The sequence below is a fragment of the Microtetraspora sp. AC03309 genome (genome assembly GCF_020826795.1).
Classification (GTDB): Bacteria; Actinomycetota; Actinomycetes; order Streptosporangiales; family Streptosporangiaceae; genus Microtetraspora; species Microtetraspora glauca.
Genome location: NZ_JADDIL010000004.1, coordinates 43,106 through 68,688 on the forward strand (window position 1 = coordinate 43,106; position 25,583 = coordinate 68,688).

The 25,583-nt window shown below is 69.8% G+C and carries 26 protein-coding genes and 1 tRNA gene; 14 read left to right on the top strand and 13 right to left on the bottom strand.

The annotated features are described in order from the left end of the window. Window positions 1-706: 706 nt before the first annotated feature. The 3 genes from IMZ11_RS03275 (at window position 707) to IMZ11_RS03285 (ending at window position 4,145) form a co-directional block, all read left to right on the top strand. A complete protein-coding gene (locus IMZ11_RS03275) occupies window positions 707-2,122 on the top strand; it encodes a M14 family zinc carboxypeptidase (RefSeq protein ID WP_228637413.1) in 1,416 nt (471 codons plus the stop codon). 179 nt (window positions 2,123-2,301) lie between these two features. Further along, the gene (locus tag IMZ11_RS03280; RefSeq protein WP_228637414.1) at window positions 2,302-3,192 is read left to right on the top strand and encodes a MurR/RpiR family transcriptional regulator; all 891 of its coding nucleotides are present in this window, start codon (window positions 2,302-2,304) and stop codon (window positions 3,190-3,192) included. 71 nt (window positions 3,193-3,263) lie between these two features. After that, a complete protein-coding gene (locus IMZ11_RS03285; RefSeq protein WP_228637415.1) occupies window positions 3,264-4,145 on the top strand; it encodes a DUF4429 domain-containing protein in 882 nt (293 codons plus the stop codon). 66 nt (window positions 4,146-4,211) lie between these two features. Here the strand turns inward: IMZ11_RS03285 and IMZ11_RS03290 are convergent, their stop codons facing one another. From IMZ11_RS03290 to IMZ11_RS03300, 3 genes are all read right to left on the bottom strand, one after another. Next, complete coding sequence (locus IMZ11_RS03290; protein WP_228637416.1) at window positions 4,212-4,790, bottom strand: YgaC family protein; 579 nt, start codon at window positions 4,788-4,790, stop codon at window positions 4,212-4,214. A gap of 200 nt (window positions 4,791-4,990) precedes the next feature. Further along, window positions 4,991-7,189, bottom strand: a complete 2,199-nt coding sequence (locus IMZ11_RS03295; RefSeq protein ID WP_228637417.1) for a PxKF domain-containing protein — start codon at window positions 7,187-7,189, stop codon at window positions 4,991-4,993. A 351-nt stretch (window positions 7,190-7,540) separates the two neighbouring features. After that, the gene (locus IMZ11_RS03300; protein WP_228637418.1) at window positions 7,541-10,243 is read right to left on the bottom strand and encodes a helix-turn-helix transcriptional regulator; all 2,703 of its coding nucleotides are present in this window, start codon (window positions 10,241-10,243) and stop codon (window positions 7,541-7,543) included. 63 nt (window positions 10,244-10,306) lie between these two features. On the opposite strand from IMZ11_RS03300, the gene IMZ11_RS03305 reads away from it, so the two are divergent. Both IMZ11_RS03305 and IMZ11_RS03310 read left to right on the top strand, forming a co-directional pair. Continuing rightward, the gene (locus IMZ11_RS03305) at window positions 10,307-11,035 is read left to right on the top strand and encodes an ABC transporter ATP-binding protein (protein WP_228637419.1); all 729 of its coding nucleotides are present in this window, start codon (window positions 10,307-10,309) and stop codon (window positions 11,033-11,035) included. After that, window positions 11,029-13,500: an ABC transporter permease gene (locus IMZ11_RS03310; RefSeq protein WP_228637420.1), complete on the top strand. Its 2,472-nt coding sequence runs from the start codon at window positions 11,029-11,031 to the stop codon at window positions 13,498-13,500. The genes IMZ11_RS03305 and IMZ11_RS03310 overlap by 7 nt, the downstream gene beginning before the upstream one ends. Window positions 13,501-13,614: 114 nt before the next feature. On the opposite strand, the gene IMZ11_RS03315 is transcribed toward IMZ11_RS03310, so the two are convergent. Next, a tRNA-Lys gene (locus IMZ11_RS03315) sits at window positions 13,615-13,688 on the bottom strand. 146 nt (window positions 13,689-13,834) lie between these two features. On the opposite strand from IMZ11_RS03315, the gene IMZ11_RS03320 reads away from it, so the two are divergent. Then, entirely contained in the window at window positions 13,835-14,191 is a 357-nt protein-coding gene (locus IMZ11_RS03320; protein WP_228637421.1) for a PRC-barrel domain containing protein, read from the top strand. 101 nt (window positions 14,192-14,292) lie between these two features. Here IMZ11_RS03320 and IMZ11_RS03325 read toward each other — a convergent pair whose 3' ends face one another. Further along, window positions 14,293-14,892: a nucleotidyltransferase gene (locus IMZ11_RS03325; RefSeq protein WP_228637422.1), complete on the bottom strand. Its 600-nt coding sequence runs from the start codon at window positions 14,890-14,892 to the stop codon at window positions 14,293-14,295. Between the two features lie 55 nt (window positions 14,893-14,947). On the opposite strand from IMZ11_RS03325, the gene IMZ11_RS03330 reads away from it, so the two are divergent. Further along, entirely contained in the window at window positions 14,948-15,475 is a 528-nt protein-coding gene (locus tag IMZ11_RS03330; RefSeq protein WP_228637423.1) for a DUF1360 domain-containing protein, read from the top strand. On the opposite strand, the gene IMZ11_RS03335 is transcribed toward IMZ11_RS03330, so the two are convergent. Further along, window positions 15,424-16,395 (bottom strand): TIGR03557 family F420-dependent LLM class oxidoreductase, encoded by a 972-nt coding sequence (locus IMZ11_RS03335; protein ID WP_228637424.1) that lies wholly within the window; start codon window positions 16,393-16,395, stop codon window positions 15,424-15,426. The genes IMZ11_RS03330 and IMZ11_RS03335 overlap by 52 nt on opposite strands. A gap of 111 nt (window positions 16,396-16,506) precedes the next feature. On the opposite strand from IMZ11_RS03335, the gene IMZ11_RS03340 reads away from it, so the two are divergent. Further along, entirely contained in the window at window positions 16,507-16,656 is a 150-nt protein-coding gene (locus IMZ11_RS03340) for a GPGG-motif small membrane protein (protein ID WP_228637425.1), read from the top strand. 122 nt (window positions 16,657-16,778) lie between these two features. Here IMZ11_RS03340 and IMZ11_RS03345 read toward each other — a convergent pair whose 3' ends face one another. The 3 genes from IMZ11_RS03345 to IMZ11_RS03355 form a co-directional block, all read right to left on the bottom strand. Next, window positions 16,779-17,501 carry a metallophosphoesterase gene (locus tag IMZ11_RS03345; RefSeq protein WP_228637426.1) on the bottom strand — a complete coding sequence of 241 codons (723 nt, stop codon included), beginning with the start codon at window positions 17,499-17,501 and terminating at the stop codon, window positions 16,779-16,781. Further along, window positions 17,498-17,743 (bottom strand): BON domain-containing protein, encoded by a 246-nt coding sequence (locus IMZ11_RS03350; RefSeq protein ID WP_061253587.1) that lies wholly within the window; start codon window positions 17,741-17,743, stop codon window positions 17,498-17,500. The genes IMZ11_RS03345 and IMZ11_RS03350 overlap by 4 nt, the downstream gene beginning before the upstream one ends. A gap of 99 nt (window positions 17,744-17,842) precedes the next feature. Then, window positions 17,843-18,892, bottom strand: a complete 1,050-nt coding sequence (locus IMZ11_RS03355; RefSeq protein WP_228637427.1) for a glycosyltransferase family 9 protein — start codon at window positions 18,890-18,892, stop codon at window positions 17,843-17,845. A gap of 153 nt (window positions 18,893-19,045) precedes the next feature. Here IMZ11_RS03355 and IMZ11_RS03360 point away from each other — a divergent pair, with 153 nt between their 5' ends. Then, entirely contained in the window at window positions 19,046-19,285 is a 240-nt protein-coding gene (locus IMZ11_RS03360; RefSeq protein ID WP_228637428.1) for an adenylyltransferase/cytidyltransferase family protein, read from the top strand. 9 nt (window positions 19,286-19,294) lie between these two features. Further along, window positions 19,295-19,582 carry a hypothetical protein gene (locus IMZ11_RS03365; protein ID WP_228637429.1) on the top strand — a complete coding sequence of 96 codons (288 nt, stop codon included), beginning with the start codon at window positions 19,295-19,297 and terminating at the stop codon, window positions 19,580-19,582. A gap of 47 nt (window positions 19,583-19,629) precedes the next feature. Here IMZ11_RS03365 and IMZ11_RS03370 read toward each other — a convergent pair whose 3' ends face one another. Beyond that, entirely contained in the window at window positions 19,630-20,028 is a 399-nt protein-coding gene (locus tag IMZ11_RS03370) for a ChaB family protein (RefSeq protein ID WP_228637430.1), read from the bottom strand. A 171-nt stretch (window positions 20,029-20,199) separates the two neighbouring features. On the opposite strand from IMZ11_RS03370, the gene IMZ11_RS03375 reads away from it, so the two are divergent. After that, entirely contained in the window at window positions 20,200-20,742 is a 543-nt protein-coding gene (locus IMZ11_RS03375) for a shikimate kinase (protein WP_308066735.1), read from the top strand. Here the strand turns inward: IMZ11_RS03375 and IMZ11_RS03380 are convergent. After that, window positions 20,723-21,235, bottom strand: a complete 513-nt coding sequence (locus tag IMZ11_RS03380) for an ATP-binding protein (RefSeq protein ID WP_228637431.1) — start codon at window positions 21,233-21,235, stop codon at window positions 20,723-20,725. The two genes, IMZ11_RS03375 and IMZ11_RS03380, sit on opposite strands and share 20 nt — an antisense overlap. A 260-nt stretch (window positions 21,236-21,495) precedes the next feature. Continuing rightward, the gene (locus tag IMZ11_RS03385; protein WP_308066736.1) at window positions 21,496-21,942 is read right to left on the bottom strand and encodes an ROK family protein; all 447 of its coding nucleotides are present in this window, start codon (window positions 21,940-21,942) and stop codon (window positions 21,496-21,498) included. A 9-nt stretch (window positions 21,943-21,951) separates the two neighbouring features. On the opposite strand from IMZ11_RS03385, the gene IMZ11_RS03390 reads away from it, so the two are divergent. From IMZ11_RS03390 to IMZ11_RS03400, 3 genes are all read left to right on the top strand, one after another. Continuing rightward, on the top strand, window positions 21,952-22,134 hold the full coding sequence (locus tag IMZ11_RS03390; RefSeq protein ID WP_228637432.1) for a hypothetical protein: 183 nt from the start codon (window positions 21,952-21,954) through the stop codon (window positions 22,132-22,134). Between the two features lie 208 nt (window positions 22,135-22,342). Then, window positions 22,343-22,804 (top strand): SPW repeat protein, encoded by a 462-nt coding sequence (locus tag IMZ11_RS03395; RefSeq protein WP_228637433.1) that lies wholly within the window; start codon window positions 22,343-22,345, stop codon window positions 22,802-22,804. A gap of 141 nt (window positions 22,805-22,945) precedes the next feature. Continuing rightward, entirely contained in the window at window positions 22,946-23,656 is a 711-nt protein-coding gene (locus tag IMZ11_RS03400) for a maleylpyruvate isomerase family mycothiol-dependent enzyme (RefSeq protein ID WP_228637434.1), read from the top strand. Window positions 23,657-23,685: 29 nt separating this feature from the next. Here IMZ11_RS03400 and IMZ11_RS03405 read toward each other — a convergent pair whose 3' ends face one another. Beyond that, window positions 23,686-25,509 (bottom strand): glycoside hydrolase family 15 protein, encoded by a 1,824-nt coding sequence (locus IMZ11_RS03405; RefSeq protein ID WP_228637435.1) that lies wholly within the window; start codon window positions 25,507-25,509, stop codon window positions 23,686-23,688. Between the last annotated feature and the right edge of the window lie 74 nt (window positions 25,510-25,583).

Sequence of the window (25,583 nt, forward strand, 5' to 3'; positions counted from 1 at the left end):
ATTGTTCAGACCACGGGAACGCAATGGCCCTGACTTGAGCGGGTTTTCGGAAACAAAGGCGCCTGCCGCCTGAATGGAATATCCCGCGAGCAGGCCGCGACCGAAACAAGATCACCGCCGTCGGGACGATTCCCGGAGCGCAAGGTCACCGAAAATCATCTCGCCTGGAAGCTGTCATTCGGCTCATGTGCGGATCGGTTGCTCGGGCGGCCGTCGTCGATCATCGCCCGGGACGGCGGGGCGGACGGCGGGGCGGACGGCGCGCCGCCGTCCCCGTCCTCGACGCCCGGTCCGCGCGGCCAGCCTGCGATGCGGCACGGAACAGACGACGATATCCCCTTCTCTCCCGGCTGGGAAGAGCGACACCGGCCTCCTCGCGGGCCATCGACCCGCTGGCCTGCACTTGTTTCCTTCTTGTTCCGTCGAGGGACTTCAGGCTGTAAATGATCAATCACTCCGGCATTCCGCGAATGTGCGGGAAAGACCCGGGCCGAAGCGGGTTGACAGGCGCGCATTCATACCACAGACTACGTGAAACTTTGCAGTCAACGCGCGATCAGCAGGCGCCCACCACCAGATCCCCGAAATAGAAGCCCCCAGAAAAGGGCGTCCTTCCGGATGCGGTTCGACTGCAGCAAGAAAGGGTTCCAGCATGTCTTCACGCGGTTCGCAACCCCCCACAGCAATTAGTGCCGGAAAACGCGTAATGACGCTTGCGTTGAGCGTCGGGTTGCTGGGAAGTCTCAGCATTTCGACCGCCTCGACCAGCTTCGCCGAGTCGGGTGACATCGCAGCGACCGCCCAGTTGGCGGCGGAGCAGACGGCCGGTCTGCCCAGCGGTCGAACCACCTACCGGACGATCACGGACTACAACAACGAGATGCTCGCGCTGAGCGATCAACATCCCGATCTCGTCAAGCACATCACGCTGCCGCACAAGACCCGCCAGGGCCGTGAGGTGTACGGCATCGAAGTGAGCCGCGACGTCACCTCCTCCGAGGGCAAGCCCGTCCTGTTCATGATGGGCATGCACCACGGGAACGAATGGCCCTCAGGTGAGCACACGCTGGAGTTCGCCTACGACCTGATCAACAACGCCGGGAAGGACCCGCAGATCACGCGCCTGCTCGACCAGGCGCGGGTCATCTTCGTCCCGGTGGTCAACGTGGACGGGTTCATCCTCAACCGGCGCACCGGCTGCGGCGTCTCCCCGACGTGCGCCAGCAGCGCCGGGGTCGACATCAACCGCAACTACCCCTTCGGCTGGGGGAGCAACGCGGGGTCCAACGCGACGAATCGCGGCCCCGGGCCGGGCTCCGAGCCCGAGGTGCAGAACATCATGGACCTGACCACGGCCAACCAGGTCACCGTCCTGATCACGAACCACACCTCCGGCCACACCCTCCTGCGTCCTCCGTTGGAGAAGCGCGCGGGTGACACCCCGGACGAGGCCGTCTACGCCGCGCTGACCGACGCGATGTCGGCCAAGAACGGCTACACGGGCATGAAGTCGGGCTTCGACTACGAGACGACCGGCGAGACCCCGGACTGGTCGTACTACGCGACCCGCGGCCTCGGCTTCACGTTCGAGATCATGAAGACCCAGTCGACCAACAACACCTACCCCGAGGTGATCGAGGACTACCTCGGCACCGGTCGATACGCGGGCAAGTCGAACCGCGAGGCGTTCCTCGTGGCGCTGGAGTACGCGGCGAACCCGGCGGGGCACTCCGTGATCACGGGCAAAGCGCCGAAGGGCGCGGTCCTGACGATCACGAAGGACTTCGATCTGTGGACCGCGCCGATCCTGCAGGCGGGCGGCGTCATCGATCCGCCCCGGGCCATCCCCACCCACCTGCAGTCCAGCCTGGTCGCACCCACCAACGGCAAGTTCACCTGGCACGTCAATCCGTCGGTACGGCCGGTTCCGGCGTACACCGGGACCGGCGTCGTCGCCACCGGCCCGGGCAACTTCCTCCGGGAGAGCTGGACGCTCACCTGTGCCCGTCCGACCGGCGAGATTCTCGAGACGGTGCACGTAACCGTCGACAGAGGCGAACAGGTCGATGTCAGACTGCAGGAGTGCAAGACACGCTTCAACGGCAACGGCCCGAACCACTGAGCCTGCGTCGTCACGCCCCAACCAGCCGGGTGGCCTTCTGAAAGGCCGCCCGGCGCCGCGTTGAGCCCACAGGAACTACGCGGCTCCCGAAGCACGGACGGCCAGGCCGATGGCCCGGCCGCCGGCCGGTGCGAGTCGTCACCGGATCTGTCACTCCACGGGGAAGGGAAGTGTTCGAGATGGGGCACGCCAGAGACACCGGACAGCCACTCGCCGTACCGGACGCGGCACGAATCGCCGCGAACCTGCGCGGGCTCCTCGGTGACCACCGGCTTTCGCCTTCGCAACGCCGGATCGCGCGCTACCTGCTCGAACACGCGCAGGAGGCCGTCTTCTTCACCAGTGCCGACATCGCCGAACGCGTCGGGGTCAGCCAGCCGTCGGTCACCCGCTTCGCCGCCGCGCTCGGGTTCAGAGGGTTCCCCGAGTTCCGGGACGCGCTCCGCTCATCGGTGTTCGGAGGCCCGCAGCGGGCGCTGCCCGCGGCGGACCTCAACGAGATCCAGGAACTGGTCGGCTCCGAGATCCGCGACCTCGAACGATTACGGGACGGTCTCCAGGATCTGACGCAACTCCGAGCGGTGGCCGGTCAGCTGGCCAGATCGCGTCCGCTCCTGGTCATGGGGCTGCGGATCTCCGCCTCTCTGGCGCACTTGTTCGGCTACCTCGCGCAGAAGGTCCTCCCGGACGTCCGCGTACTGGACACCGCGGGCTCGACCTTGGAGGACCGGCTGAGCCGAGCGGCCGAAGCCGGAGCCGAATGGGTGCTCGCCATCGGGCTGCCGCGGTACCCGCGCGAACTGGCCGACGGCCTCGTCTGGGCGCGGAGTGCCGGGCTGAAGATCGCTCTCATCACCGACCAACCGGTGGGCCGGCTCATCGAGCTCGCGGACGAGGTCCTGCTCGCGCCGGTGAGCTCCGATTTCGCGTTCGACTCCCACGCCGGCCCCACGGTTCTGTGCACCGCGCTGCTGCACACCATGCTGGACACCCTCGGCACCGAAGGTCAGGCCCAGCTGGAGGCCTTCGACGACAGCGCGACCGAGCGCCAGATCTTCCTTCCCTACTGAACGGCGCACGTGTCCTGACGTTCGGAAGCCGGCGCCGCCGGCTTTACCGCGCGATGACCTAGGCTGATCGCATGGCCGACATCTTCGTCGACGACGGGTCGTGGGCGGTGGACACGGACACCGTACGGATCATCCCGGGCAGCGGACGGGACGTCCACGAGCTCCGCAAGACCCTCGGAGCGCTGGAGGTGCCGATCCACGCGATAGCCGGCGCGGCGTTCGAGCCCGCTCGCAAGGGCGGCTGTCTGCGGCTTCGGCTGCGATCGGGTGCGGACCCGCTGACCGACATCGCCGCCGGGGCGCTCGGCGCGCCCGCCGACCCGTACCGGCTGGTGATCCCCAAGGACCGCACCGGGGTGGCCGAGTACATCGCCGCCGAGATTCGCGACCTGCTGGCGATCTCACCACCGAGTGGCCCCCTCGACGGTTTCCTGCTTCCCGGCCCCGACCTTCCGGTGACGGCGACGGCCGGGGACGGCACGGTGAGCTTCGACGGTGCGCGTGTCCACATCGAGTGGACGCTGTTCGCGAAGTCAGCGAAACAGGCGGCGGGCCCGCAGGAGTTCCCGCTCTCCGCGATCACGGGCGTGGAGTGGAAACCCCAGTCGGGCGTGGGGTACGGAAGCCTCCGATTCCGGGTCCGCGGCGAGGGTCCCACCCGATCCTCGGAAGAGGATCCGCGCTGCCTGGCCTGGGGCATCCAGCGCTACGGCGGAACGACCGCGCTCGTCGCGGCCGCCGTGCACGCCCGGCTGTCCGGGCGCACGAAAGAGACGCCCGCGCCCGCCTTGCCTCCCGCGCCCGCTTCGCCGTCCGCATCGGCGCCGCCCGGCCCCGACGTGCTCATCCGCCGCCTGAGCGAGCTGGGCGAACTGCACCGGGCAGGCGTCCTCACGGACGAGGAGTTCAGCGCGGCCAAGCAGACCCTGCTCCAACGCATCAGCGAGCTGTGACACACGGTCATCTCGATCGGCCGACGCCACCGGCCCCTGAGAGCAAATGATCGGTTCGGCGGACATCTAGGCTCCCGGCAGATCAAGCGGCAACATCGGCAGCGGCCATGTCAGATTGATCGTCCAGGACTCCGCGAACGGCCCCCGCCGCTGCTCGATCAGCGCGATCACCTGATCGCGGGCCTCCTGAACCGCGCGATGCTCCATGTCGCTGATGACGCCCAGACGGCGCCCCTGCCGGTATTCGTCCTCGTCTTTCCACCGGTAGCCGGACAGATCCGATTCCACGATGAGATCCAGCAGCAGATCGAAGGTGTCGATTCCCCACTCGGTACGCCGATAGGGGCAGTAGTCGCCGACCCGCTGGCCGCTCACCCAGAGCGTGTCGCGCCAGGTCCACCTGCCGAGACGCCACTGGCCAGATGCCAGGTCAACGGTCATCCGGTCCCGCTCGGCGGGGTTCCCGGTCTCCAGCGAGGCGATCCACGCGCATGGCGCCAGGCTCACGATCCCCGGCCAGTACGCAAGGGTGATCCGATCGCCGTCATCCGCCAGCACCCGATGAGGCGAGGCCGTCCAGACCTTCTCCCGGAAGACATCACGGCGCACCACTGTCTCGCCCACATCGAACCGCGACTTGATCACAGTAATGTCCAGCTCCGTTGTCCGAACGGCGATGGCCCACCACAGCACATCACAAGAATGTCGGGCTGATCTGGAAGTGCGCCGGCGGCGAAGGGAACGGGGTCGCTTCTCGAGGGTCAGACAAGCTCACGCGAAGGATCAAGGCCGCCCGGTGGGGGAACGGAGTGTCGATCACTCCGCCCCCCACCTGGGGTATCGCGTTACTTCAACCTGATGGTCGTGAAATGGCTGCTGCCGTCATCGAGTTTCAGCTCGAACTGGCGGCAGGTGTTCGACCAGCCGCGGTCGGTCTTCCACACGTAGTTGTACTGGCCGTCTTCGTAGCCGAGCTTCGACTTCCCGGGGCCGCTGGTCGACTCGGCCGAGCCGGTCGGCTTCCCGCTGTCGCAGGTCACCGGCTGGGAGACCGGGTAGCCAGAAGCGATCACACCGGTGCCGTGGTCACCGCCGAGGCTGAACTTGATCGGTACGGCGCTGCCGGCCTTGCCGTCCATCATCTCGGGGAAGGAGGCCTGCCAGGGGTAGACGACCTGGTAGGTCGCCTTCTGGTCGGCGGCGTTGCCGGCATTGTCGGCGGCCTTCACCGTGAACTCGTGGAAGCCGACGGTGGAGGTGTCGAGCGGGCTGCCATCGGGCACGGTGCCGGTGCAGGTCACCACCCCGGACAGGTTGTCATCGCACCGGTACGCCGCCGTCGCGGCCGTCCCGAGCGTGAAGACCGCGCCATCGGTCGGCGTGGTGAGAGAGATCGTCGGCTTGGTGAAATCGACCGTCATCTTCACCGCTCGGTCACCGGCGATCGACACGCCGCGCTCGGTCGCCACCCGACCCTCGACGGTGGTGGTGAAGTCGCAGGTGGCGTGCGGGAGCACCACCTGCAGCCCGCCATCAGCCCCGGTCATGCCCAGGTCGCGCAGGCCGTTGCCGCAGTCGGCCCGCACCGGCGTCCCGGCCAGCGGCTGACCGGCGTCCGAGACCGCGGATACCGTCACCGCGTTCAGCGCGTTGTGCACCACCGCACCGCCCACGACATCAAGGGTGATCTGCAGCCGCTCGGGGCTGATGTTGTCCATCGTGTCCGTCGGCCTGTGGTACTGCGGTTCCGTGACGTACGTCCCGCCGGTCGGCCCACAGACAGCCGGAGGGGTCGGCGGCCGGTAGTCGAGCCAGATGAACAGCGAGGACGGGATGCCCACGTCGTAGAACGCCTGGTGGTCGCTCTGCCCGAGCCTGCAGTTGCGCAGTCCGTCGAACCCGACGCGTGCGGCCGCGTTGTACGCCTCCTGGACCACGAAGTTCGACTGGCCGTTCGGGGTCAGCGCCCACAGCCGGGCCGGCTCGTACGGCGTGCCGACCATGTCCATCTGCCACTCGCCGACGAACCGAGCCTTCTCCGCCGCGGTCAGCGTGTTGACGTACGCCTTCGCGCCGAGGAGGCCGCCCTCCTCACCACCGAAGCCGCCGATCCGCAGCTCCTTGTCCAGCGGGTACTGGCTGAGGACCCGGGCGATCTCCAGCGAGACGCCGTTGCCCGAGGCGTCGTCGTGGGCGCCGGGCGCGCCCAGCACCGAGTCGATGTGCGCCCCGACCATGACGATCGGCGCGGTGGTGCCGGTCGGGTCCCCGACCGCGTGCCGGATGCCGATGACGTTGGTGCCCATCGGGCTCACGTACTGGTTGGTCGTGATCCGCAGCGTTAGCGGGCCCTTGGCCAGAAGATCCATGATCCAGGTGTAGTGCGCGCTGCCGCCGCCCATCACCGGGATATTCGGCTGGGCCGTGGTGAGGGTGAACGACGGCGGCGCGGAGTTCCCGGTCGGGTAGGCCAGGATGACCGCGACCGCACCCCGGCTCACCGCGTTGACCACGGCGGTGTTGCGGACCGAGGCGGTGGCGTTGTAGTCCATCAGCACGATCTTGCCCGCGACGTCGTCGGGGAAGTCCGCGGTGGACTGGCCGGTCTTGGCGTAGACGACCTGGCCCTCGACGACAGCGTCGTTGCCGGTGAACTTCGCGCTGGTGGAGGCGGCCATCTGCCAGTTCGGTCCCCCCGGCAGGTCGGCGTTGGGGGACGTGACCTTCGCGACGTTCTTGGTCGAGACCGGGCCCCATGACTGGATGGTCACATCGAAGCCGTAGGACTTCAGGATGCCGCCGATGTACTCGGCGCCCTCCCTCTCCTGCGGGGTGCCGTTCAGCCGGGGGCCGATGTCCACGGCGAGGTGCCGGATGTGGTTGACGGAGTTGGCCGAGTCGAACTGGTCGACGATCTCGCGGTCATAGTCCTTCAACGGTGCGATCGTCGCAGTGGCCACGTCGGCCGGCAGATCCGCGCTGGGCGACCCTTGCGCCTGGGCTCCGCCGACGGCGGCGGACACGGTCCCGAAGGCCAGCGCCACCGCCAAGCCACCGGCTACGGCAAGTCGTCTGAGGAGTGGGGGGTGATTGAGCGAACTCCTCACGGAGAACCTCCTGGTACTGGCGGACACAGAAAGTCCGCATGGCTTCCCCGCCGTTCGGATCACGAGGGCGAGGACAAGGTTGGCGATTAGTATCAGCCAGGCAAAGAGCAGGTCAAGAGACCTATAGCGCCTGACACGGTTGACAGCCGCCGGTCACCCGGCCCTGCTCAGTGAGGGAAAAGCACCATGTAGGTGAGACCGGTTCCATGTGAAGGGCCGACGTGGACCCGCGGCGATCATCGCTGGGTGCGACAACCCTGATTCAGCCCCAAGCAGGAGGCGGCCGCGTCATCCTCGAAGCCAGTCGAGCCCGGCGAGCTGGGCTCGACTGGTCACGTTGAGCTTGGGGAAGGCGCGGTAGAGGTGGTAGCTGACGGTCTTGGCGCTGAGGAAGAGCTGGGCGCCGATCTCCTTGTTGGTGCGACCGGCCGCGGCCAGGCGAACAATCTGCAGCTCCTGCGGGGAGAGAGTGGAAAAGGCATCGGCCCCGGCCGCGGGCAGATCGGCGTCGCCGGCCGCCCGCAGTTCGTTCCTGGCGCGTTCCGCCCACGGCCGGGCATCCAGGCGCTGGAAGGTTTCGAGCGCAGCACGCAAGTGGACGCGGGCGGCGCTCTTCTGCCGTTCCCTGCGCAGGCGCACACCGTAGATCAGCGCAGTGCGCGCCGCCTCCCACGGGCGCTCGCTGCTCGCGTGCAGCCGTACGGCCGTGCGGAAATACTCGTGTGCGCGATCTCCATCGGGTTCGAGAAGGGCCCGGCAGCGGTATGTGACGGCTTCGGCCCAGCCCAGCCCGGCAGCCGCGGACCACGCCTCGTAGCGGCGTAGCGGCCCGTCCGCGGGCCGGCCCAGCCGGGCCGCTGCTTCGATCAGGTCGGGAGCGAAGTGAACAGCCTGGAACTGGTGGCGCGCCGGCCCCGCCATGGCGGACTCCAGCCGGTCCAGCGCCTCGGCGAAACGGCCCTGGCCCAGATCGAGCAGCGCCTGGGCCCACTGCGCCCAGGCCAGACCGTTGACGATCCCATTGGCGCCGTAGTGCTCATGTGAGGCCGCGGCCAACTCAGCGCACCGATCCCCGTCGCCTCGGACGGCGGCGATCCAGGCGAGCATGCCCTGCATGCAACCGGCCCGGCTCGGCCTGCCGGTCTCGGCGGTCAGCTGCAGACCCTCACTCGCAGTGGCCGTGGCGTCCGTGAACCTGCCGAGGAAGATCTCGCTGGTGGCGAGCGTGATGTGGAGTACCGCGAGCTTGCTGATCTCGCCCTCTGCCCGGCATTCGTCGGCGGCGGCGCGCGCGATCTCCCACGCGGCCTGGAAGTCGCCGGTCTGGAGGGCGAAGTAGGAGGCGTTGATCCGGCGTGAGTGCATTTCTGAGGTGATCTGGCTGCCCCTGGTCACCAGCTCGCGCATGATCGGCAGAGCGGCCGCGGGGCCTTCGATCAGCAGCAGCGCCGTTCCCAAGGCGGCCTGCCTGGCAAGGTCGACATCGTCCTCCGGGCGCAGGTCCAGCGCGCGCAGGCGGGTCGCAGCCTCGATGAGCCCTCCGGCGTTTCCGAGACCACTGGCATTGCGTGCCGCTTCGACCAGCATCAGACCGGCGGCGGCGCGGTCGTCGCCCACCACGTCCGCCGCCCCCTTGAGTAACAGGTCGTGGGCTATGTGCGGGGCGCCTTGAGCGAAGGCGATCCTGGCCCGCAGCGTGGGGAACGTCGTGCGGGCCGACTCGTCCGGCACGAGGCCGGTGGCGGCGTCGATGAGCTGCTGGGCGCGTTGCAACTCTCCGCCCTCGGTGGCCTCCACGGCGGCCGAGAGCAGCCTGCGTCCCTTCAGCTCACGATCCTCGCTCAGTTCCGCCGCCCTCTCGAACGCGGCGCAGGCGCTGACGTTCGCCCCGCGGCTCCTGGCCCGCTCGGCCATATCCTCCAGAGCTCGCGCGGCCGTCTCATCCGGGCCCGTCGCGGCGGCGGCCAGGTGCCAGGCCTGCCGGTCGGGCTGGTCCGTCAGAAGGCCGGCCAGGATCCGGTGCACCGCGAGCCGCAGGTCGTACGTGCTGAGTTGGAAGGTCGCCGCGCGCGTGAGCGGATGGGCGAACCTCAGATGCTGTCCGGCGATCCTGACCAGCCCGGAACGCTCGGCCGCCCCCAGAGCAGCGGGTTCGACAACGAGTTCGGCACAGGCCGCCGTGATCACGTTCAGATCGCCGTCATCCACCAGCGCTGCGACCATCAGCGCCGTCTGAGCGTCCTGGGGCAGCCGCCCGATGCGGGCGGCGTAGGCCAGCCGCAGTCGCTCCGGCAGCGGCAACGGGCTCTGGTCGTAGGTCGGCAGTTCAGCGGTGCGGGGCAGTTCGAGCAGGGCGAGCGGATTGCCCGCGCTCTCCTTGATGATCCGCAGGCGCACCGGGCCGGTAAGGGTGGGGGCGGCGTCGGCGAGCACCTGAGCGGCACTCTGATCATCCAGACCGGCCAGTCGCAGCTCCGGCAGAGCCGCCGGGTCGAAGCCCTCGCGCGCGCCGAAGAGCATCACGACGCCTTCCGCGTGGAGCCGGTGCGCGGCGAAGCGCAAGGCGCGCGCCGAGGCCTGATCCAGCCAGTGCGCGTCGTCGACCAGGCACAGCAGCGGCCGGTCGGCGGCCAGCTCCGCCAGCAACGACAGCACGGCCACGCCGACATGGAACTGATCGTCGGTCCTGGTGGGAGCCAGGCCCAAAGCGCCCGCCAACGCCGCGGCCTGCGGCTCGGGGAGAGCGCCGACGCGCTCGAGTACGTGGTGCAGGAGCAGATGGAGCGAGGCGAACGGGATGTCGGCCTCGCTCTCGATGCCCAGACCGTGCAGCACACCCATGTCCGGAGCGCGCTCGTCGGCGTAGGCGAGGAGCGCCGTCTTGCCGATGCCCGGCTCGCCCTTGACGACCAGGACGCCGGAACGTCCTGCCCGCGCCTGGTCGAGCAGCACGTCTACGGCCCGCTGATCAGATTGCCGCCCCCGAAGCACGCGACGAATCCTAGTCACTCGTCCGATACCGCCCAGCGGCCGACCTCCATAGCGTCGTCTGCCATGACTCCCACACCAGCGGTCGACCTGATCTCGGTCACCAAACACTACGTTCACGGCGTCACGGCGCTCGATGACGTGTCGATCGGCTTCGGCGCCGGCACGTTCACCGCCGTGATGGGGCCATCAGGATCGGGCAAGTCGACGATGCTGCAGTGCGCCGCCGGGCTCGATCGGCCGAGCTCGGGGCAGGTGCTCGTGGACGGCCGGGATCTGGCGACGCTCAGCGACAGGAAGTTGACGCTGCTGCGGCGCGACCGGATCGGGTTCGTGTTCCAGTCCTTCAACCTGCTGCCGTCACTCACGGCCGCTCACAACGTCGCCCTGCCGCTGCGCCTGGCCGGCCGCCGGCCCGACCCCCAGGCGGTGCGCCGAGGGCTGGCGGCGGTGGGCCTGGCCGAGCGCATGAATCACCGGCCCGCTGAAATGTCCGGCGGCCAGCAACAGCGCGTCGCCATCGCCCGCGCCCTGGTCACCCGACCGGCCGTGCTGTTCGCCGACGAGCCCACCGGTGCCCTGGACGCGAACACCAGCCGCGACGTGCTGCGCCTGATGCGCGACCTGGTCGACAGGCAGGCGCAGACGATCATCATGGTCACCCACGACCCGGTGGCAGCCGCCTACGCCGACCGCGTGGTCTTCCTGGCCGACGGCCGGGTGTACGGGGAACTGCACGACCCCAGCGCCGAGCTGGTCGCCACCCGGATGTTGCAGTTGGAGGCGTCGTGCTGAGGATCGCCTGGTCCACGCTGCGCACCCGATGGCTGTCTTTCGCCGGCACCTTCGTCGCCCTGGCGCTCGGCGCGGCCCTGATGGCCGCGCTCGGTCAGGTGCTGGCCTCCAGCATCTCCTCACCCGGCCAGGCTCCGCAGCGGTACGCTGCCGCGCCCGTCGTGGTCGCGCCCGACGAGCGCCTCAGCGTGAAGAACCGGCTGGGGGAGAGCAGCGCTCCGATGGCCGAGCCACAGGGGCTCGCGCCCGAGCTGGCCGACCGCCTGCCCGGGGCCGTGGTGGACCGGGTCTTCCCCGCGCAGCTCGCCGGCGGCCCGCCGGCCGTCGGCCGACCCTGGTCCGCCGCCCGTACGGCGCCGCAGCGGTTGTCCTCGGGAAGGGCACCCGCTGCCGACGACGAGATCGTGGTCACCGGCGGTGCCCAGGTCGGCCAGCGCGTCCAGGTGGTGACCGCGACGGGAGCCCAGACGTACCGGGTGGTGGGGCTTGCCTCGGCGGTGCCGCAGCACTGCGTGTTCTTCACCGACCCGCGGGCCGCCGAGCTGTCGCCGCGGATCGACGCGCTGGCCCTGGCGCGCCCTGCCGCCGAGGTCCGCGCCGCCCTGGGCACGGCCACCGCGTCCGAGACCGCCGGACGAACCCCCGCGGTCTCGAGCAAGGTCAAGGTGCTGACCGGCCAGGACCGGGCGCTGCTCGACCCGTCCCGCGAGGCCGACGAGCAGGCACGCAACAACGCCAACACGATCGCCGGCATCGCCGCCGCGTTCGCAGCGTTCATCGCCGTCTTCGTCGTCTCCTCCACGTTCGCCTTCGCGGTCGGGCAGCGACAGCGCGAGTTCGCCCTGCTCCGTACCATCGGCGCGACCGCAGGCCAGGTCAGCCGCATGGTGTACGGCGAGGCGCTCCTGGTCGCGATCACCGCCTCCGCGCTCGGCGCGCTGATCGGTCCGCTGGCCACCCGGCCGATCCTGGGCCGGCTGAGCGCGCTCGGGATGGCGCCCACCTGGCTGGTGCCCTCCACGTCCTCGGCGCCCTCCTACGTGGCTTTCGGCACGGGAGTGCTGGTGGCCGTACTCGGCGTGGTCGTCGCCGCCCGGCGGGCGGGCCGGGTGCGGCCGGCGGAGGCGCTGCGCGAGGCGGCACTGGAGCCGAAGGCCATGACGATCGGGCGCTCGCTCGCCGGAGGCGGCCTGCTCGCCACCGCGGTCATCAGCATGGCGGTCAACGCCGCCACCGACCCAGTCGGCGCCACCAACAACAAGACGTTCATGCCCATCGTCATGCTGCTCATCGCCGGCGTCGGGCTGCTCGCCCCCGTCTTCGTCCGGCCGGTCACGAACCTGCTCGCCGCCCCGCTCGGACGGCTGCGCGGCGCGGGCGGCCTCGTGGTCCCCGCCGGAGCCATCGCCTCAACCAGGCGTACCGCCGCCACGGCGGCGCCGGTCCTGGTCACCGTGGCCCTGGCCGCGACCCTGCTCGGCGCCACCGCGATGACCGACGCCACCAAGTCCGCGATGCAGACCACACCCGTACGCGCCGACTACCTCGTGCTGCCCACCGGCACCGCAGGGCTGGACCGACAACTCGTGGAACGCCTGCGCTCCATCCCCGCCGCCGACGTCACCACCACGACCTCGACCAACCTCTACACGCTCGAAGGCGCGGGCACCCAACTCATCGAACGGCCCGCCGAGGCCGTGAACCCGGCCACGCTCACGACCGCCCTGTCGGTGCCCGTGACCGCGGGAACGCTCACGCAGCTGCGCGATGACACAATCGCGGTCTCCACCACATGGGAGCTCGACCTTGGACAGCGAGTGAAGCTCTGGCGGGCCGACGGCAGCCAGGCCACCTTCAAGGTCGTCGCGCTCCTCGCCGCCGACTCCGCCGCGGACTCCTACGTCACCCAGGCGCACGCCTTCTCCGCCCTGCCCTCGGCCGCGTACGTGAAGCTGCGCCCCGGCGCCTCCGTCACCGAGGTCCAGAAGGCGTTGGAACGGGCCACTGAGGGGCACAACGCGCGCGCGGTGACCAGGGACGCCTGGGCTGCCGGCGCCACTGACCGTAGCGCGTCCGCCAGCCGCCTCGGCCTGCTGGCCGTGCTCGGCATCATGCTCAGCTATACCGTGATCGCGCTGGTCAACACGCTGCTGATGGCGGCCTCCGACAGGGCGCCCGAACGCGGCGCCCTGCGCCTGCTCGGCGCCACCACGCCCCAGATCCTGCGATACGTCATGGCCGAGGCGCTGCTGGTGGTGGCTGTGGGTGCGGTCCTGGCCGCCGTCGCCACCGCGCTCGGGCTACTCGGGCTATATGCCGCGCTGGTGCAACTGGGTGGGTCCGCCGACATCGACGTGCCCTGGCAGCCGGTCACCGGGGTGATCGCCCTCTGCTTCGCGCTTGCGGTGCTGGCGGCCGTACTGCCGGCGAGCCGGATCAAGGGAGTGGCGATTCCCCGGACGTGACAGCGCCCAGGAGGTCCGGCGCCCCGGCGGGGCCACTGGTCATCGACGCCATCAGGTTGGTCACCAAATGAAGAAAGCCCAGGTCGGATGTGCCGACCTGGGCTTTCTTGCACGTGCGCCGCCAGGGACTCGAACCCCGGACCCGCTGATTAAGAGTCAGCTGCTCTAACCAACTGAGCTAGCGGCGCCCGACTCCATAAGCCTAGCGAAGGTTTGAGGTACTTCGTGCACCTCGGCCGGGCCATACCGGCTGCCGTGATCCGGCGAACTCGGACATGAACGTTTCGGGCCGTCTCCTCGGGTAGGTGGGCCCGCAACGAAGGGAGACGAACATATGACACCGGATCTCTGGTCGTACCGGGACAGCCTGGACGGCACCGGACAGGACCTCGACGTCGCGGGTTACGACGTGGAGGCCACGGACGGAAGGATCGGATCCGTGGACGACGCCACCTACGAGGTCGGCGAGAGTTATGTCGTCGTCGACACCGGCCCGTGGATCTTCGGCAAGCAGGTCCTGCTGCCGGCCGGCGTGGTCACGCTGATCGACCCGCAGGAGAAGAAGGTCTTCGTCAGCAGGACCAAGCAGGAGATCAAGAACGCCCCCGAGTTCGACGAGTCGGCGTTCAAGGAGTCGGCGTACCGCGACAGGATCGGCGACTACTACGGGCGCTTCCCCTACGCGCCATGATCCCCACCCCCACCTGATCCCCAGGTGAAGACGCGAGACGAGGGCCGTGCCACCGAAGGCGCGGCCCTCGTCTCCTGACCAGGGTGCCGTGAAATCCTGGACTACGGCCAGGGGTCTCCGGTCAGCGGGGGCGTCACCGGGCGGATGACGTCCAGCCGCTCGAGCAACGTCACGAACGTCGACGCGTACGGCGACGGCGCCACCACGGCGGCCACCCGGTTCCAGTCGACCTGCTCGCGCATGGCCCGGACCATGGGCAGCATCGCTCCGTAGTCGCAACTGTGCTCCGACATCGGCATGATCCAGGAGATCACCAGGTCGGTCGCCTCAAGGACCTTCAGGTTGAGCGCCGCGACGTTGATCAGATCAGCTCGGGCGATCATCTCCTCGGTGACCGGCCTGTTGGCCAGCGAGAAGATCAGATCGACCAGCACACCACTCTCGTCGTACGCCTTGACCAGCCAGTCCTCCGGCGGCTTGACGGTGCGGAACCCGATGTCCTCCAGGGTCTTGAGCGCCAGCACGACGTCCTCCTCGACGAGCGCGAAGTCGACGTCGTGCAGCGAGGGCGCCGCTCCCCTGGCGTACCCGGCGCAGCCGCCGGCCAGCGCGAAGCGCACCCCGGCGTCGCGCAGGCCCGCGCCGGCGCGCTTGAGGGTGTCGAGAATGGCGTCCGTGACGGCGTGAGTATGACTGCCCACCCACCTCGTCTGCCCCTGAGAGTTCGGTACAAACAATCCCGGGTAGGCGCCCTCAATGACCGAAACGCTTAAAGAAACCGCACAGGAGTACGAAGGCGGGGCCGATCGTCCGCTGGCGTCGTACGGCCGGATCCTCGCGGTGTACGGCGGTGCCGTGGGCGCGCTGACGGTCGTGGCGAAGCTGACCGGCCGCGGGGCGCCCGAGAGGATCGGCCCGCTGGACCTGGCGTTGATGGGCCTGTTCACCCATCGCATGTCGCGGACGCTCGCCAAGGACACCGTCCTGAGCCCCCTCCGCGCGCCCTTTACAAAGTATGTCGGAGTCTCCGGCCCGTCCGAGCTGGAGGAGGAGGTCAGGGGAACCGGACTGCGGCACGCCGTCGGCGAGCTGGTGAGCTGCCCGTTCTGCCTCTCGCAGTGGGTGGCCGGCGCGTACGCGGCGGGAATGGTCTTCGCGCCGCGCCTGACCCGCCTCGCGGGGGCGACGATGACGGCCGTCACGGTCTCCCCGCCGCGCGGCGGATTCCCCCGTCACCGTACGGCCTGCGCGGTCCGGCAGCGGGGCAGGACCTCCTCGGCGTAGAAGGAGAAGAACCCGTCCTGCTCGGGCCCGACCTGCTGGATGTAGACCTCGTCGTACCCCGCCCCGACGTACTGGCGGATCGCCGCGATGTGCGCCTCGGGTGAGGGGCCGCAGGCGATCCGGTCCGCGACCGATTCCTCCGTCACGAGCTGGGAAAGTTGCTCGAAGTGGCGGGGCAACGGCAACAACTGGGACGCCTCGCCGGGGATGCCGTTCGTGGGCCACAGCCGGTGGACGTTGCGGCGGGCCCGGGTCTCGTCCCGCGACCAGCACACCTTGATCCCGGCCGCCGTCGGCTTGCCCTGGCCGCCGGCCCGGTGGAACACCTCGATCAGCTCCGGGGTGGGCTCCGTGGAGATGTACCCGTCGCCGATCCGGCCGGCGAGCTCGGCGGACTTCGGCCCCAGCCCGGAGATGTAGATCGGCGGCGGACGCTCCGGCAGCGTGTAGAGGCGCGCGGTGTCCACCTCGTAGAACTCGCCGTGGAAGCTCACCAGTCCGCCGCGCCACAGCCTCCGGATGATCTCGATCGCCTCCCCCAGCATCCGCCGCCGTTCCGAGGCGGGCGGCCACTGGTCCCCGAGGATGTGCTCGTTGAGCGCCTCGCCCGTACCGACTCCGAACCGGAACCTGCCGTCGAGCATGACCTGGGCGGTCGCGGCGGCCTGGGCGATGATCGCCGGATGGATGCGGATGATCGGGCACGTCACAGCGGTCGTCACCGGGAGCGACGTGACCTCGGAAAGCGCGCCGATGACCGACCAGACGAAGGAACTCTGCCCCTGCACGTCCAACCAGGGGTGGTAATGGTCGGAGATCCACAGTCCTTCGAATCCGGCCTGTTCGGCGAGCTTCGCCTGCCGTACGAGTTCTTTCGGGTCGTGTTCCTCACTTGAGAGGAAATATCCGAACATGGTCATAGCCGCCACCTGCCCGAACGGGGCTGGTCAAACGCCGCCCCGCGCTAATCGCGACACAAATTCGGCGAAGACCGGGAGTTAACCAGCGAATTGCTCGGGCAGTGGATTTTCATGGCTACTCTGCTCTGGCTCATCGCCGTTGTACTGGTTATTTCGGGAATCTACGTGATTCTCGCCCGGCGGGACATCCTCTGGGGGATCGTCCTCATCGTCATCGGGTTCCTTGTGGGCCCCGGCGGCGTCAGCATCTTCCACCCATAGCCGATCGAGCGGCTGATCGAGTGCGGGACGACGGCGGCCGGGGACTCCGGCCGCCGCCCCGTGCCCACTGGAAAACCGCGTGGAAATCCGCGGACGGCGGGCTGACCACGGGAGAACGCGGGTCAGGCGGCGTTCATGCTGTACACCGTGTACGCGCTGCCGATGACGGGAACGGCGACGTTCCGCACCTGGATCCCGCCGGGAGTGAGCCCCTTCTCCGTCCCGAGATGCGCGTGACCGTGCACGATCAGGTCGGCGCCCTCCTCGTCGGCCGCCTCGGCGAGCAGATAGCTGCCGAGGAACGGATAGATCTCCGTGGGCTCCCCCATGAGGGTGTCCTTGACCGGCGAGTAGTGGCTCAGCACGATCCGGTGATCGGTGTCCAGGCCGTGGAGCGCCTGCCGCCAGCGGTCGGCGATCTGCCTGGTGTGCCGGACGAACGCCTTGGTCTCCGGCTCGCCGAACTCGCTCGCGCACTTCCCGGCGAAACCCCCGCCGAAGCCCTTGCCGCCGACCACGCCGAGCGTGGCGCCGTTCAGGGACATCACGGTCGCCTCGTCGTCGAGTACGGTCACCCCCGCGTCGCGCATGATCGAGGTGATCGCCTGCTCCGCGTCCGAGTGGTAGTCGTGGTTGCCGAGCACCGCGATCACGGGGATCGGCAGACCGCGGAGCTCGTCGGCGACCACCCGCCCCTCGGCCACGGTGCCGTGCCTCGTCAGGTCGCCGCCCACCAGCAGGACGTCGGCCCGATGTTCGATGCCGTGGAGCTTCGGCCGGAAGTGCCCGCGCAGGTCCTCCCCCATGTGGATGTCCGCCACGGCCGCGATTCGCGTCTGCGTCACAGATGTTCCTCCTCTCCGGGTTCACGGACCTCCACCAGCGTGATCTCGTTGTGCACCGAGAGACCCGGCGCGGCCTCACGGGCGACGTCCTCGATCAGGAGGCGCCGCTCCGGAGCGCTGACCCGGCCGCGGAGGAAGATCTGGCTCCCCCGCACGTCGACCCGGATTCCCAGTTCGACGGTCCGCTCGTCCTCCGCCAGCGCCCGCTGTACGCGGGCCGCGACATAGTGCGGCGCGTCCATGGATTCCCCCTCCGATAGGACTATCCGCCTGCCCATCCGATCTGTGGTGAAACTTGGGGTTTAGTCATCAGCGGGGCCAGGCCGGTCGTATCCCCCGTCTCAACGCCACCCCAGCAGGTCCACGGCCTGGTCGAGCACCTCGTCGACGGTGACGTCGCCCACCCACGACGCGCGGTGCGCGCACGTCTCGCCGTACGGGCCGATCACCCCGGTGCCGCAGATCGGGCAGGCGACGGTCCACGAGATCAGCGGCCGGTGGTGGCTGCGGGAGAGCGGCCCGGTGGTGACCAGGTTGCGGCACCAGAAGATCCCGACGGTGGGCGTACCGGTGGCGGCGGCCAGGTGGCGCGGCCCGGTGTCGTTGGATACCAGCAGGTCACAGGCCGCGTAGAGGGCGGCGAGCCCGCCGATCGACAGCTCGCCGATCATCGGCGTGGCCGGCCGCCGCATCGCCCGCACGACCCGTTCGACCAGGTCGCGTTCCGGTTCCGTCCCGGTCACGACGACGGGACGGCCGAGCCGGTCGGCGACGGTGGCGAACCGCTCGGGCGGCCACCGCCGGCGTTCGTCGTTCGCCCCCGGATGGACGGCGATCACACCGCGCGGCAGCGAGCCGGCCACCCGGCTCAGTTCGGCCCAGTCCGTCCGGGTGACCGCCACCCGGGGTTCCAGGGCGTGGCCGTCGGCGCCGACCAGCCGGGCCACCTCCAGATAGCGCAGCGTCTCGTGCTGGTAGGGGATGTACGGCACCCACCGGTCGAGCGGCTCGGCGTCCGGCGTGCGCAGTCCGGCCGTGAGTCGGGCGCCGAGCCGCCGGAGGAACGGGTTGGAGTCGCGGCCTCCCCCGTGCATCTGCAGCGCGAGGTCGAACCGCCCGTTCAGCTCGTCGTACAGGCGATCCGGCGCGGGCCCGGTTCCGGGCGGCGCCGAGACCCCGGAGATGGGGGGCAGCGCGACGACGTCGTCCACCGGTCCGGGACGGCCCCGGAGGAACCGCGCGTGCCAATCGCGTCCGAGCAGGGTCAGCCGCGCGGCGGGATAGGCCCGCTTCAGCGCCTCCAGTGCGGGCAGGGCGAGCAGGAAGTCGCCCAGGGCATTGGCCCGGAGCACCGCGATCTGGTCGACGCCGTCGACGAGGAGGTTCGTCATGGGATCTCGACGTCGGGCGCGTCTGCTTCCGGCACAGGCTGGGACACCTGGACGCGGCTACCCGGGCGACATCCGCCCAAACCCAATCCATTTCGCGCGCTTTATCCCGATTTCGCACAGTTTTCACTCCGCTCCGGCGGGTAGCCGCTTCTCATGACCGAAGACATCGTCGCCCGATTCGGTGATCTGACGGCCGTGGTCGTCGGAGACGTGATGCTCGACTCCTGGCTGCGGGGACGCACCGAGCGGATGGCTCAGGAGGCGGACCATAACGGCAGCTTCGACGTGCCGCACCGGGGGCACGTGGCCTGCCTGGACGAGGCGGCGCGGCTCGGTGACGTGCTGGTGGTGGCCGTCAACGCGAGGGCGATAGTGAACCGGATCAGAGGGTAGGTGGGCCGCATGTCCGAGGAACCCCGTAGCTTTCCCAAGGAACCCCGCGTGACGCCGGAGCAGGAGTCCCCCAAGGGGATCCCCCGCGTGCCCGCGACACCGCGGGACGTCATCCACATTCTGATCGGCGCGTTCATCCTGGTGCTGTGCTTCGGTGTCGCCCTCACCGGCGCGCTGACCCGGGTCTGGTGGGTACTCGCCGCGGCCGGATTCGTCGCGATCATCGTGATCTTCGACATCTACCTCGCGATACGCCGCCAGCGGCGGCTCGGTCTCGGGCCGAAATCGCGAGGCTGACGCCTCCGGGTGTCCACCGCCGGGGTGGCCGGTGCCGGGAAGTCCGGTCAGCGTTCCCGCGCTCGCGCGGTCGCGCGGCGGTTGGCCTTCTCGATCGCGTCGACCAGCTCACCCTTCGACATCTTCGACCTGCCCCTGACGTCGAGGCGGGCGGCCGTCTCGTAGAGGTGGTACTTGGACGCGGTCGTGTCCACTCCCTCGGCGGTCTTTCCCGGCTTGGGCGTGCTCTTCCTCGCCTGCGCGTCGGACGGCCCCCGCTTCGCCTTCTTCTCCCAGTGGTCGCCCACCTTCTCGTAGGAGTGCTTGAGCGCGGAGTACGCGGTCCGGTGGGCCCGCTGGCCCTCGCCGTATGTCTTGACGGCGGAGTCGTGGGCCTTGATCCACGTTTCCTGCGCGCCCTTGGGCGAGCGCTCCAGGGTGGACGGCAGTTCCTCGCGACCTGGCATGCGTGCGGCTCTCCTTTTCCTTTCCGGGGACGTGCCCCTGGCGTCCGTCTCCGGCGGCGATCATGATGAGAACGGTGCCGCCGGTGACGGTCGCGGCATGTCGCTCCTCACCGTCGACTCCTAACCCCCCGACAGATCTCAAACATCGCCGCGCGCGGAAGGAAGGTTCACGTGACCGACATACCGATCGTCGTGGTGGGGCTCATGGGAGCCGGCAAGAGCACGGTGGCCCGGCTGTTGTCCGAGGCGCTCGGCCGGCCGGTACGCGACAGCGACGAGGACCTCCGCGAGCGGTACGGCAGGACCGCGGCCGAGCTGGCGGCGGAGTTCGGCGCGCCGGAGTTGCACGCCCGTGAGGCGGCGCTGCTGCGGGAGGCTCTCGCGGACGACCGTCTCCCGGTGATCGCGGCGGCGGCGAGCACCGTCGAGAACGCGGAGTCGAGGAAGGCGCTGGCGGCGGCCTTCGTGGTGTTCCTGGACGGCCCGCCCGAGGTGCTGGCGGAGCGGATGCGTTCGGGGACGCACCGGCCGCGTTTCCTGCCGGACCTGGTGGAGATGCTGGCCGAGCAGCGCGGGCGGCGGCTGGCCTACTTCCTGGAGGTGTCCGACCTGACCGCGGACACCTCGCGCCGGACGCCGGCGGAGATCGCGGCGGAGGCGCTGGCCCGGCACGCGGCCCGGGAGCGGTCCGAGGTCACCCCACGGCGACCCTGACCTCCGCCGGTGCGGTGGTGGCCCGGGGCCGGGCCTGCCGGGGATGGCTCGGGAACGGCCGGGCCCGGCGTCGGTCCTGGAGGGCGGCTCCGATGACGAACCAGACGGTCTTGCCGTAGCGGCCCGGCGTGACGCCCCAGTCGTCGGCGAGTTGCCCGACGATGAACAACCCCCGCCCGTCGGTCGCGTCCGGCCCGGAGACCCGGGGCCGGGGCACGCCCTCGCCGGGATCGAAGATCTCGCCGCAGACCAGGGTGCCGTGTCCGGCGAGGCGGAGCGTGAAGGCGCTGCCGCCGTGCCGTACGACGTTGGTGACCAGCTCGCTGACGATGAGCGCGCAGTCGTCGATCATCGGGTCCGCGCCCCAGGAGCGGAGCTCGCGCCGGACCAGCGCCCGGGCGTCGCCCACGCTGGGGCCCGCCGCGGGCAGCAGGCACTCTGCCGTGCGCATCGACGCCGCATTCAGCGGCGCCATCACGAAGGGAAGAACCACGTGCGCCTCCTTCACCGTGGGAGCGCTCCCACAGTAAAGATACGGCACATTCCTCATGTATGTGAATTGATAACCTCAAGATTGTTTCGGGCCAATCCTCGAAAATCGCCTGAAATCTCGCGCCCCATCAGGACGAGTGGATATTCACGCAGGTCGCCTCGCCGGTCCCGGCCTCCGGCCGCACTCCGGACACCACGGAGGCGGGGGCGGACCGCCTCGGCGTCGCCTGAAACTAGGTGAAACCGACCGGCCGAATTAACTTACCGAAGAATCGAATTGGCCACGCCCGGCGGGGAACAGGCTGCGCAGGGCCACGGCGGCCGCGCCGCGCGCCCATTCCTCGAACGGTCCCCCGACACCACGATCCGCTCGGGGCCCACCAGGTTCACGACGGCGGCGAGCGCGAGCCCGACGGCCCGTCCGGCGATCTCCCCCGCCACGCCGTACGCCCCGGTGACCAGGCGACCGTCCAGGACGAGGCCGCAGCCGATGCCCGAGCCCATCGTGACGAGCGCGAACGAGGAGGCGCCCACGCCCTCGCCGAACCAGTGCTCGGCGACGGTCAGCGCCTTGACGTCGTTCTCCAGCGTGACGGCGAGGCCGGTGGCGTCCGCGAGAAGTCCGGCCGGGTCGACGTCCCGCCAGCCGAGGACCGGCGCGAAGCGGACCAGGCCCGAGATCCGGTCGACGTCACCGGACAGAGACACCCCGAGGCAGTGGGTGCGCGCGCGGTAGTCCTCGGACCCGCCGAGCAGCTCGTCGACCAGCCCGGCGATCCGGCCGACGACGTACGGGACGTCGTGGCCGCCGCCGGGCTGCCGATCGGCGCCCGGGCCGGAGGAGCGCTGCGTGGCATGCGCCGTACCGTAGGCAGATTAATTGACCGAGTCAAGAATTGAACGGCTCCCGGTGGGGCCATGCCCGGGACCCGCTCGTCCCCGTCCGCCGGGGTGACGAGGGATCCGGCGGCGGATCCCTCGGCATCGTGACCCGCCCCCGAAACCCTCGGGAAGTCCACTCGGACTTAAATGCATAAATCGGAATTCAGGGGAAGTAGCGGACTTAGAACGGTAGGTGTTCGTCTCATCCCCGGAGGGGGTGCGCAACATGTCGCACAGCACGGACATCGGGCAGCATCCTGACATCATGCAGATGCGTGCCCGATACGAGGCAGCAGCCGCGAATCCCACGGCCCAGCTGACGGACGGGCTCACGCTGGTCGCCGGCATATACCTGGCGATCTCGCCGTGGATCTGCGGATTCCAGGGTCTCAGCGGGATCACGGTCAACAACCTGATCACCGGGATCCTGGTCGCTCTGCTGGCGCTGGGCTACAGCTCCGCGTATGGCAGGACGTACGGCCTCGCCTGGGTCGCCCCCGTCATCGGAGTGTGGACGATCATCGCTCCGTGGGTGATCAGCGGCCCGAACAACATCACCCGAGTCATCGTCAGCAACGTGGTGGTCGGCGCGATCATCCTGCTGCTGGGCCTCGCGAACATGTCGACCGGCATGACGGCCGCGAAGCGTCACACGCAGCGGTTCGTCGGCAACACCCACACCCGCTGACGGATCCGATCACCGAGGGCGCACTCCCAGTCGGCCCCGCCCGGAAAACCCATCGGTCGTACACGACCTTCCGCCGGGGACGCGGGCGACGGGGGCGCGCCTCGGTGATATCCGCCCGGTGCCCTCGGGTAGTCGAGTCACATGACCGATTCCGAACTCCTGAAGGACCTCGATCCTTTCGACATCTTCGACGCCGAGGCGGCTCGGCTGGACCGTTTCTTCTCTTCGCTCGACGACGAGGGCTGGCGCAGGCCGTCCCGGTGCGCGGGCTGGTCCGTTCGAGACGTCCTCGGCCACCTCGCCGGGGAGGAGCTGTACAACCACGCCTGCCTGGACGGGGACCTCGACGGGCTCTTCGCCATGCTGGAACGGGAAGGCGTCGGCGGGGGCTACAACAGCTTCAACGACTGGTGCGTCCGGCAGCGCCGTGACCGGCCGGTCGGCGACGTGCTCGAGGAGTGGCGCGGCCAGAACGCCGAGACGCGCGCGCGGATGCGGGCGCTCGGCCGCGACGCGACGCTCACCACCTCCGCCGGGCCGTACCCCGTGGACCTGCAGACCTTCCACTACGGCTCCGAGTACGCCACGCACGGCGACGACGTGGGCGCCCCGGTCTCCGCGGAGGAGGCCGGGGCGCGCACGCTGTGGCGGGTCCGGTTCGGCCTCTTCACGCTCCGCGAGCAGGGCGCGGCCGTACGGGCCGAGCCGTCGGACGACCACGTCGAGGTGCGGGTCGACGGGGCCACCGCGCGCCTGCCGTACGCCGAGTTCGTCGAGGCGACGGTCGGGCGGCTGCCCGCGGACCATCCGCTGGACACCGAGATCGCGATGGCCCTGCGGTGCCTCGCCTGACCACCCGGACGGCGAGAGAGGACCGCTCCTCAGCACAGGATCTGCTCCTCGGCCAACGCTCCGTCGATGGCCCAGGCGGCGTTGATGAGGCCGATGTGGCTGAACGCCTGCGGGAAGTTGCCGAGCTGCTCGCCGGTGCCCGGCTCGATCTCCTCGGCCAGCAGGCCGACGTCGTTGACGTAGGAGATCGCGGTCTCGAACACCTCGCGCGCCTGCGCGACGCGTCCGGCCAGCGCGAGCGCCTGGGCCAGCCAGAACGTGCAGAGCACGAACGTGCCCTCGCCGCCCTCCAGGCCGTCCTCGTTGCGATAGCGGTAGACGAGGCCGTTCTCTCCGGTGAGCCGCTTGGCGACCGCGTCGATGGTCGCCAGCATCCGGGGGTCGTCCGCGGGCAGGAACCCGACGATCGGCATCATCAGCACGGACGCGTCCAGGTCCGGCGAATGGAACGCCTGGGTGAAGGCGCCCGCCTCCTCGCTCCACCCGTCGGCGAGGACGGCCCGGCGGATATCGTCCCTCGCCCGACGCCAGCGCGGCAGGTGACCTGCCGCGTCCAGCCGGTCCGCGAGCGCGATCGCCCGGTCCACCGCCACCCAGCACATGACCTTGGAGTACACGTAGTGGCGGGGAGCGCCGCGGATCTCCCAGATGCCGTGATCGGGGCGGCTCCACTGGTGGGCGGCGGCGTCGGCCAGCGCGACCAGGAAGCCGCGCTCGTCCGAATCGCCCCAGGAAAGCTGGTCGGCCAGCCGGTACGCCGCGCCGAGCAACGCGCCGTAGACGTCGATCTGGGGCTGGCGCCACGCGGCGTTGCCCGTGCGCACCGGCCAGCTGTTCCGCCAGCCGCGCAGGTGCGGCAGCTCTCGCTCGGTGAGGTCGCGCTCGCCGCCGATGCCGAACATGATCTGGAGGGCCCGGCCGGGCTCGTACGCCGCGGCCGCCGTCGTCATGAACGAGAAGAACTCGCTCGCCTCGTCGGGGCAGGCGGCGACCCACAACGCGTCCATGGTGAAGCTCGCGTCCCGGATCCAGGCGTACCGGTAGTCCCAGTTGCGCTTCCCGCCCGGCTCCTCCGGCAACGACGTGGTGGCCGCCGCGACGATCGCGCCGGTGGGCTGGTAGCTCAGGCCCTGCAGGATCCGCCCGGAGTGGCGTACCAGGCCGAGGTAGGGCCCCTCGTATCTCTGGTGCGCCTTCGACCAGGACCGCCACGAGGTCAGGGTCGCCTCCAGCGCGGCGGCGATCTCCTCCGCGCCGCACACCTGGGGCTCCGGCTCGTCCAGCGCGGCCCAGCGCAGGGCGAACCGCAGCACCTCACCGGCCACGAGGGCGACCGTCGCCGTGGCCTCCTCCCTCGTGATCACGAGGTCCACCGGGCTGGACAGGATGGTCTGACCGCACCCGCCACGCGACCTGATGCCCCCGTCCAGCACGGACATCAACGGCGTGACCAGCCCGTACTCCGGTCTCGGCCGGTAGCGGAGGTCCACCTCGACGGACCCGCGTACGCACGTGGCCGAACGGAGCACCAGGTGTGGCGCGGACGCGCCGAGCCGGTGCGGGTCCGCGTCCGCCCCCGTCGCCAGCGCGTCGGTGAGGACCAGCGTGCCCGTCCCGGTCTCGAACATCGTCTGCAGCACCAGCGTGGCGTCCATGTAACGCCTGGAGACGGTGTACGGCCCCGACGGGCGGATCGACCACGATCCCGCGTCGTCGTCCAGCATCGCGGCGAAGATGGAGGGACTGTCGAACCGGGGCATGCACAACCACTCGATCGTGCCGTCCTTGGCCACCAGCGCCGCCGAATGCCGGTCGGACAACATCGCGTAGTCGGCGATCGCAGTCGTCGTCATGGTCCCTCCGGGGTCCACTCGGCACGCTTGCCCTCCCTCCACTGTGAACCACCGGGAAAGGGGCCCACCCCCTC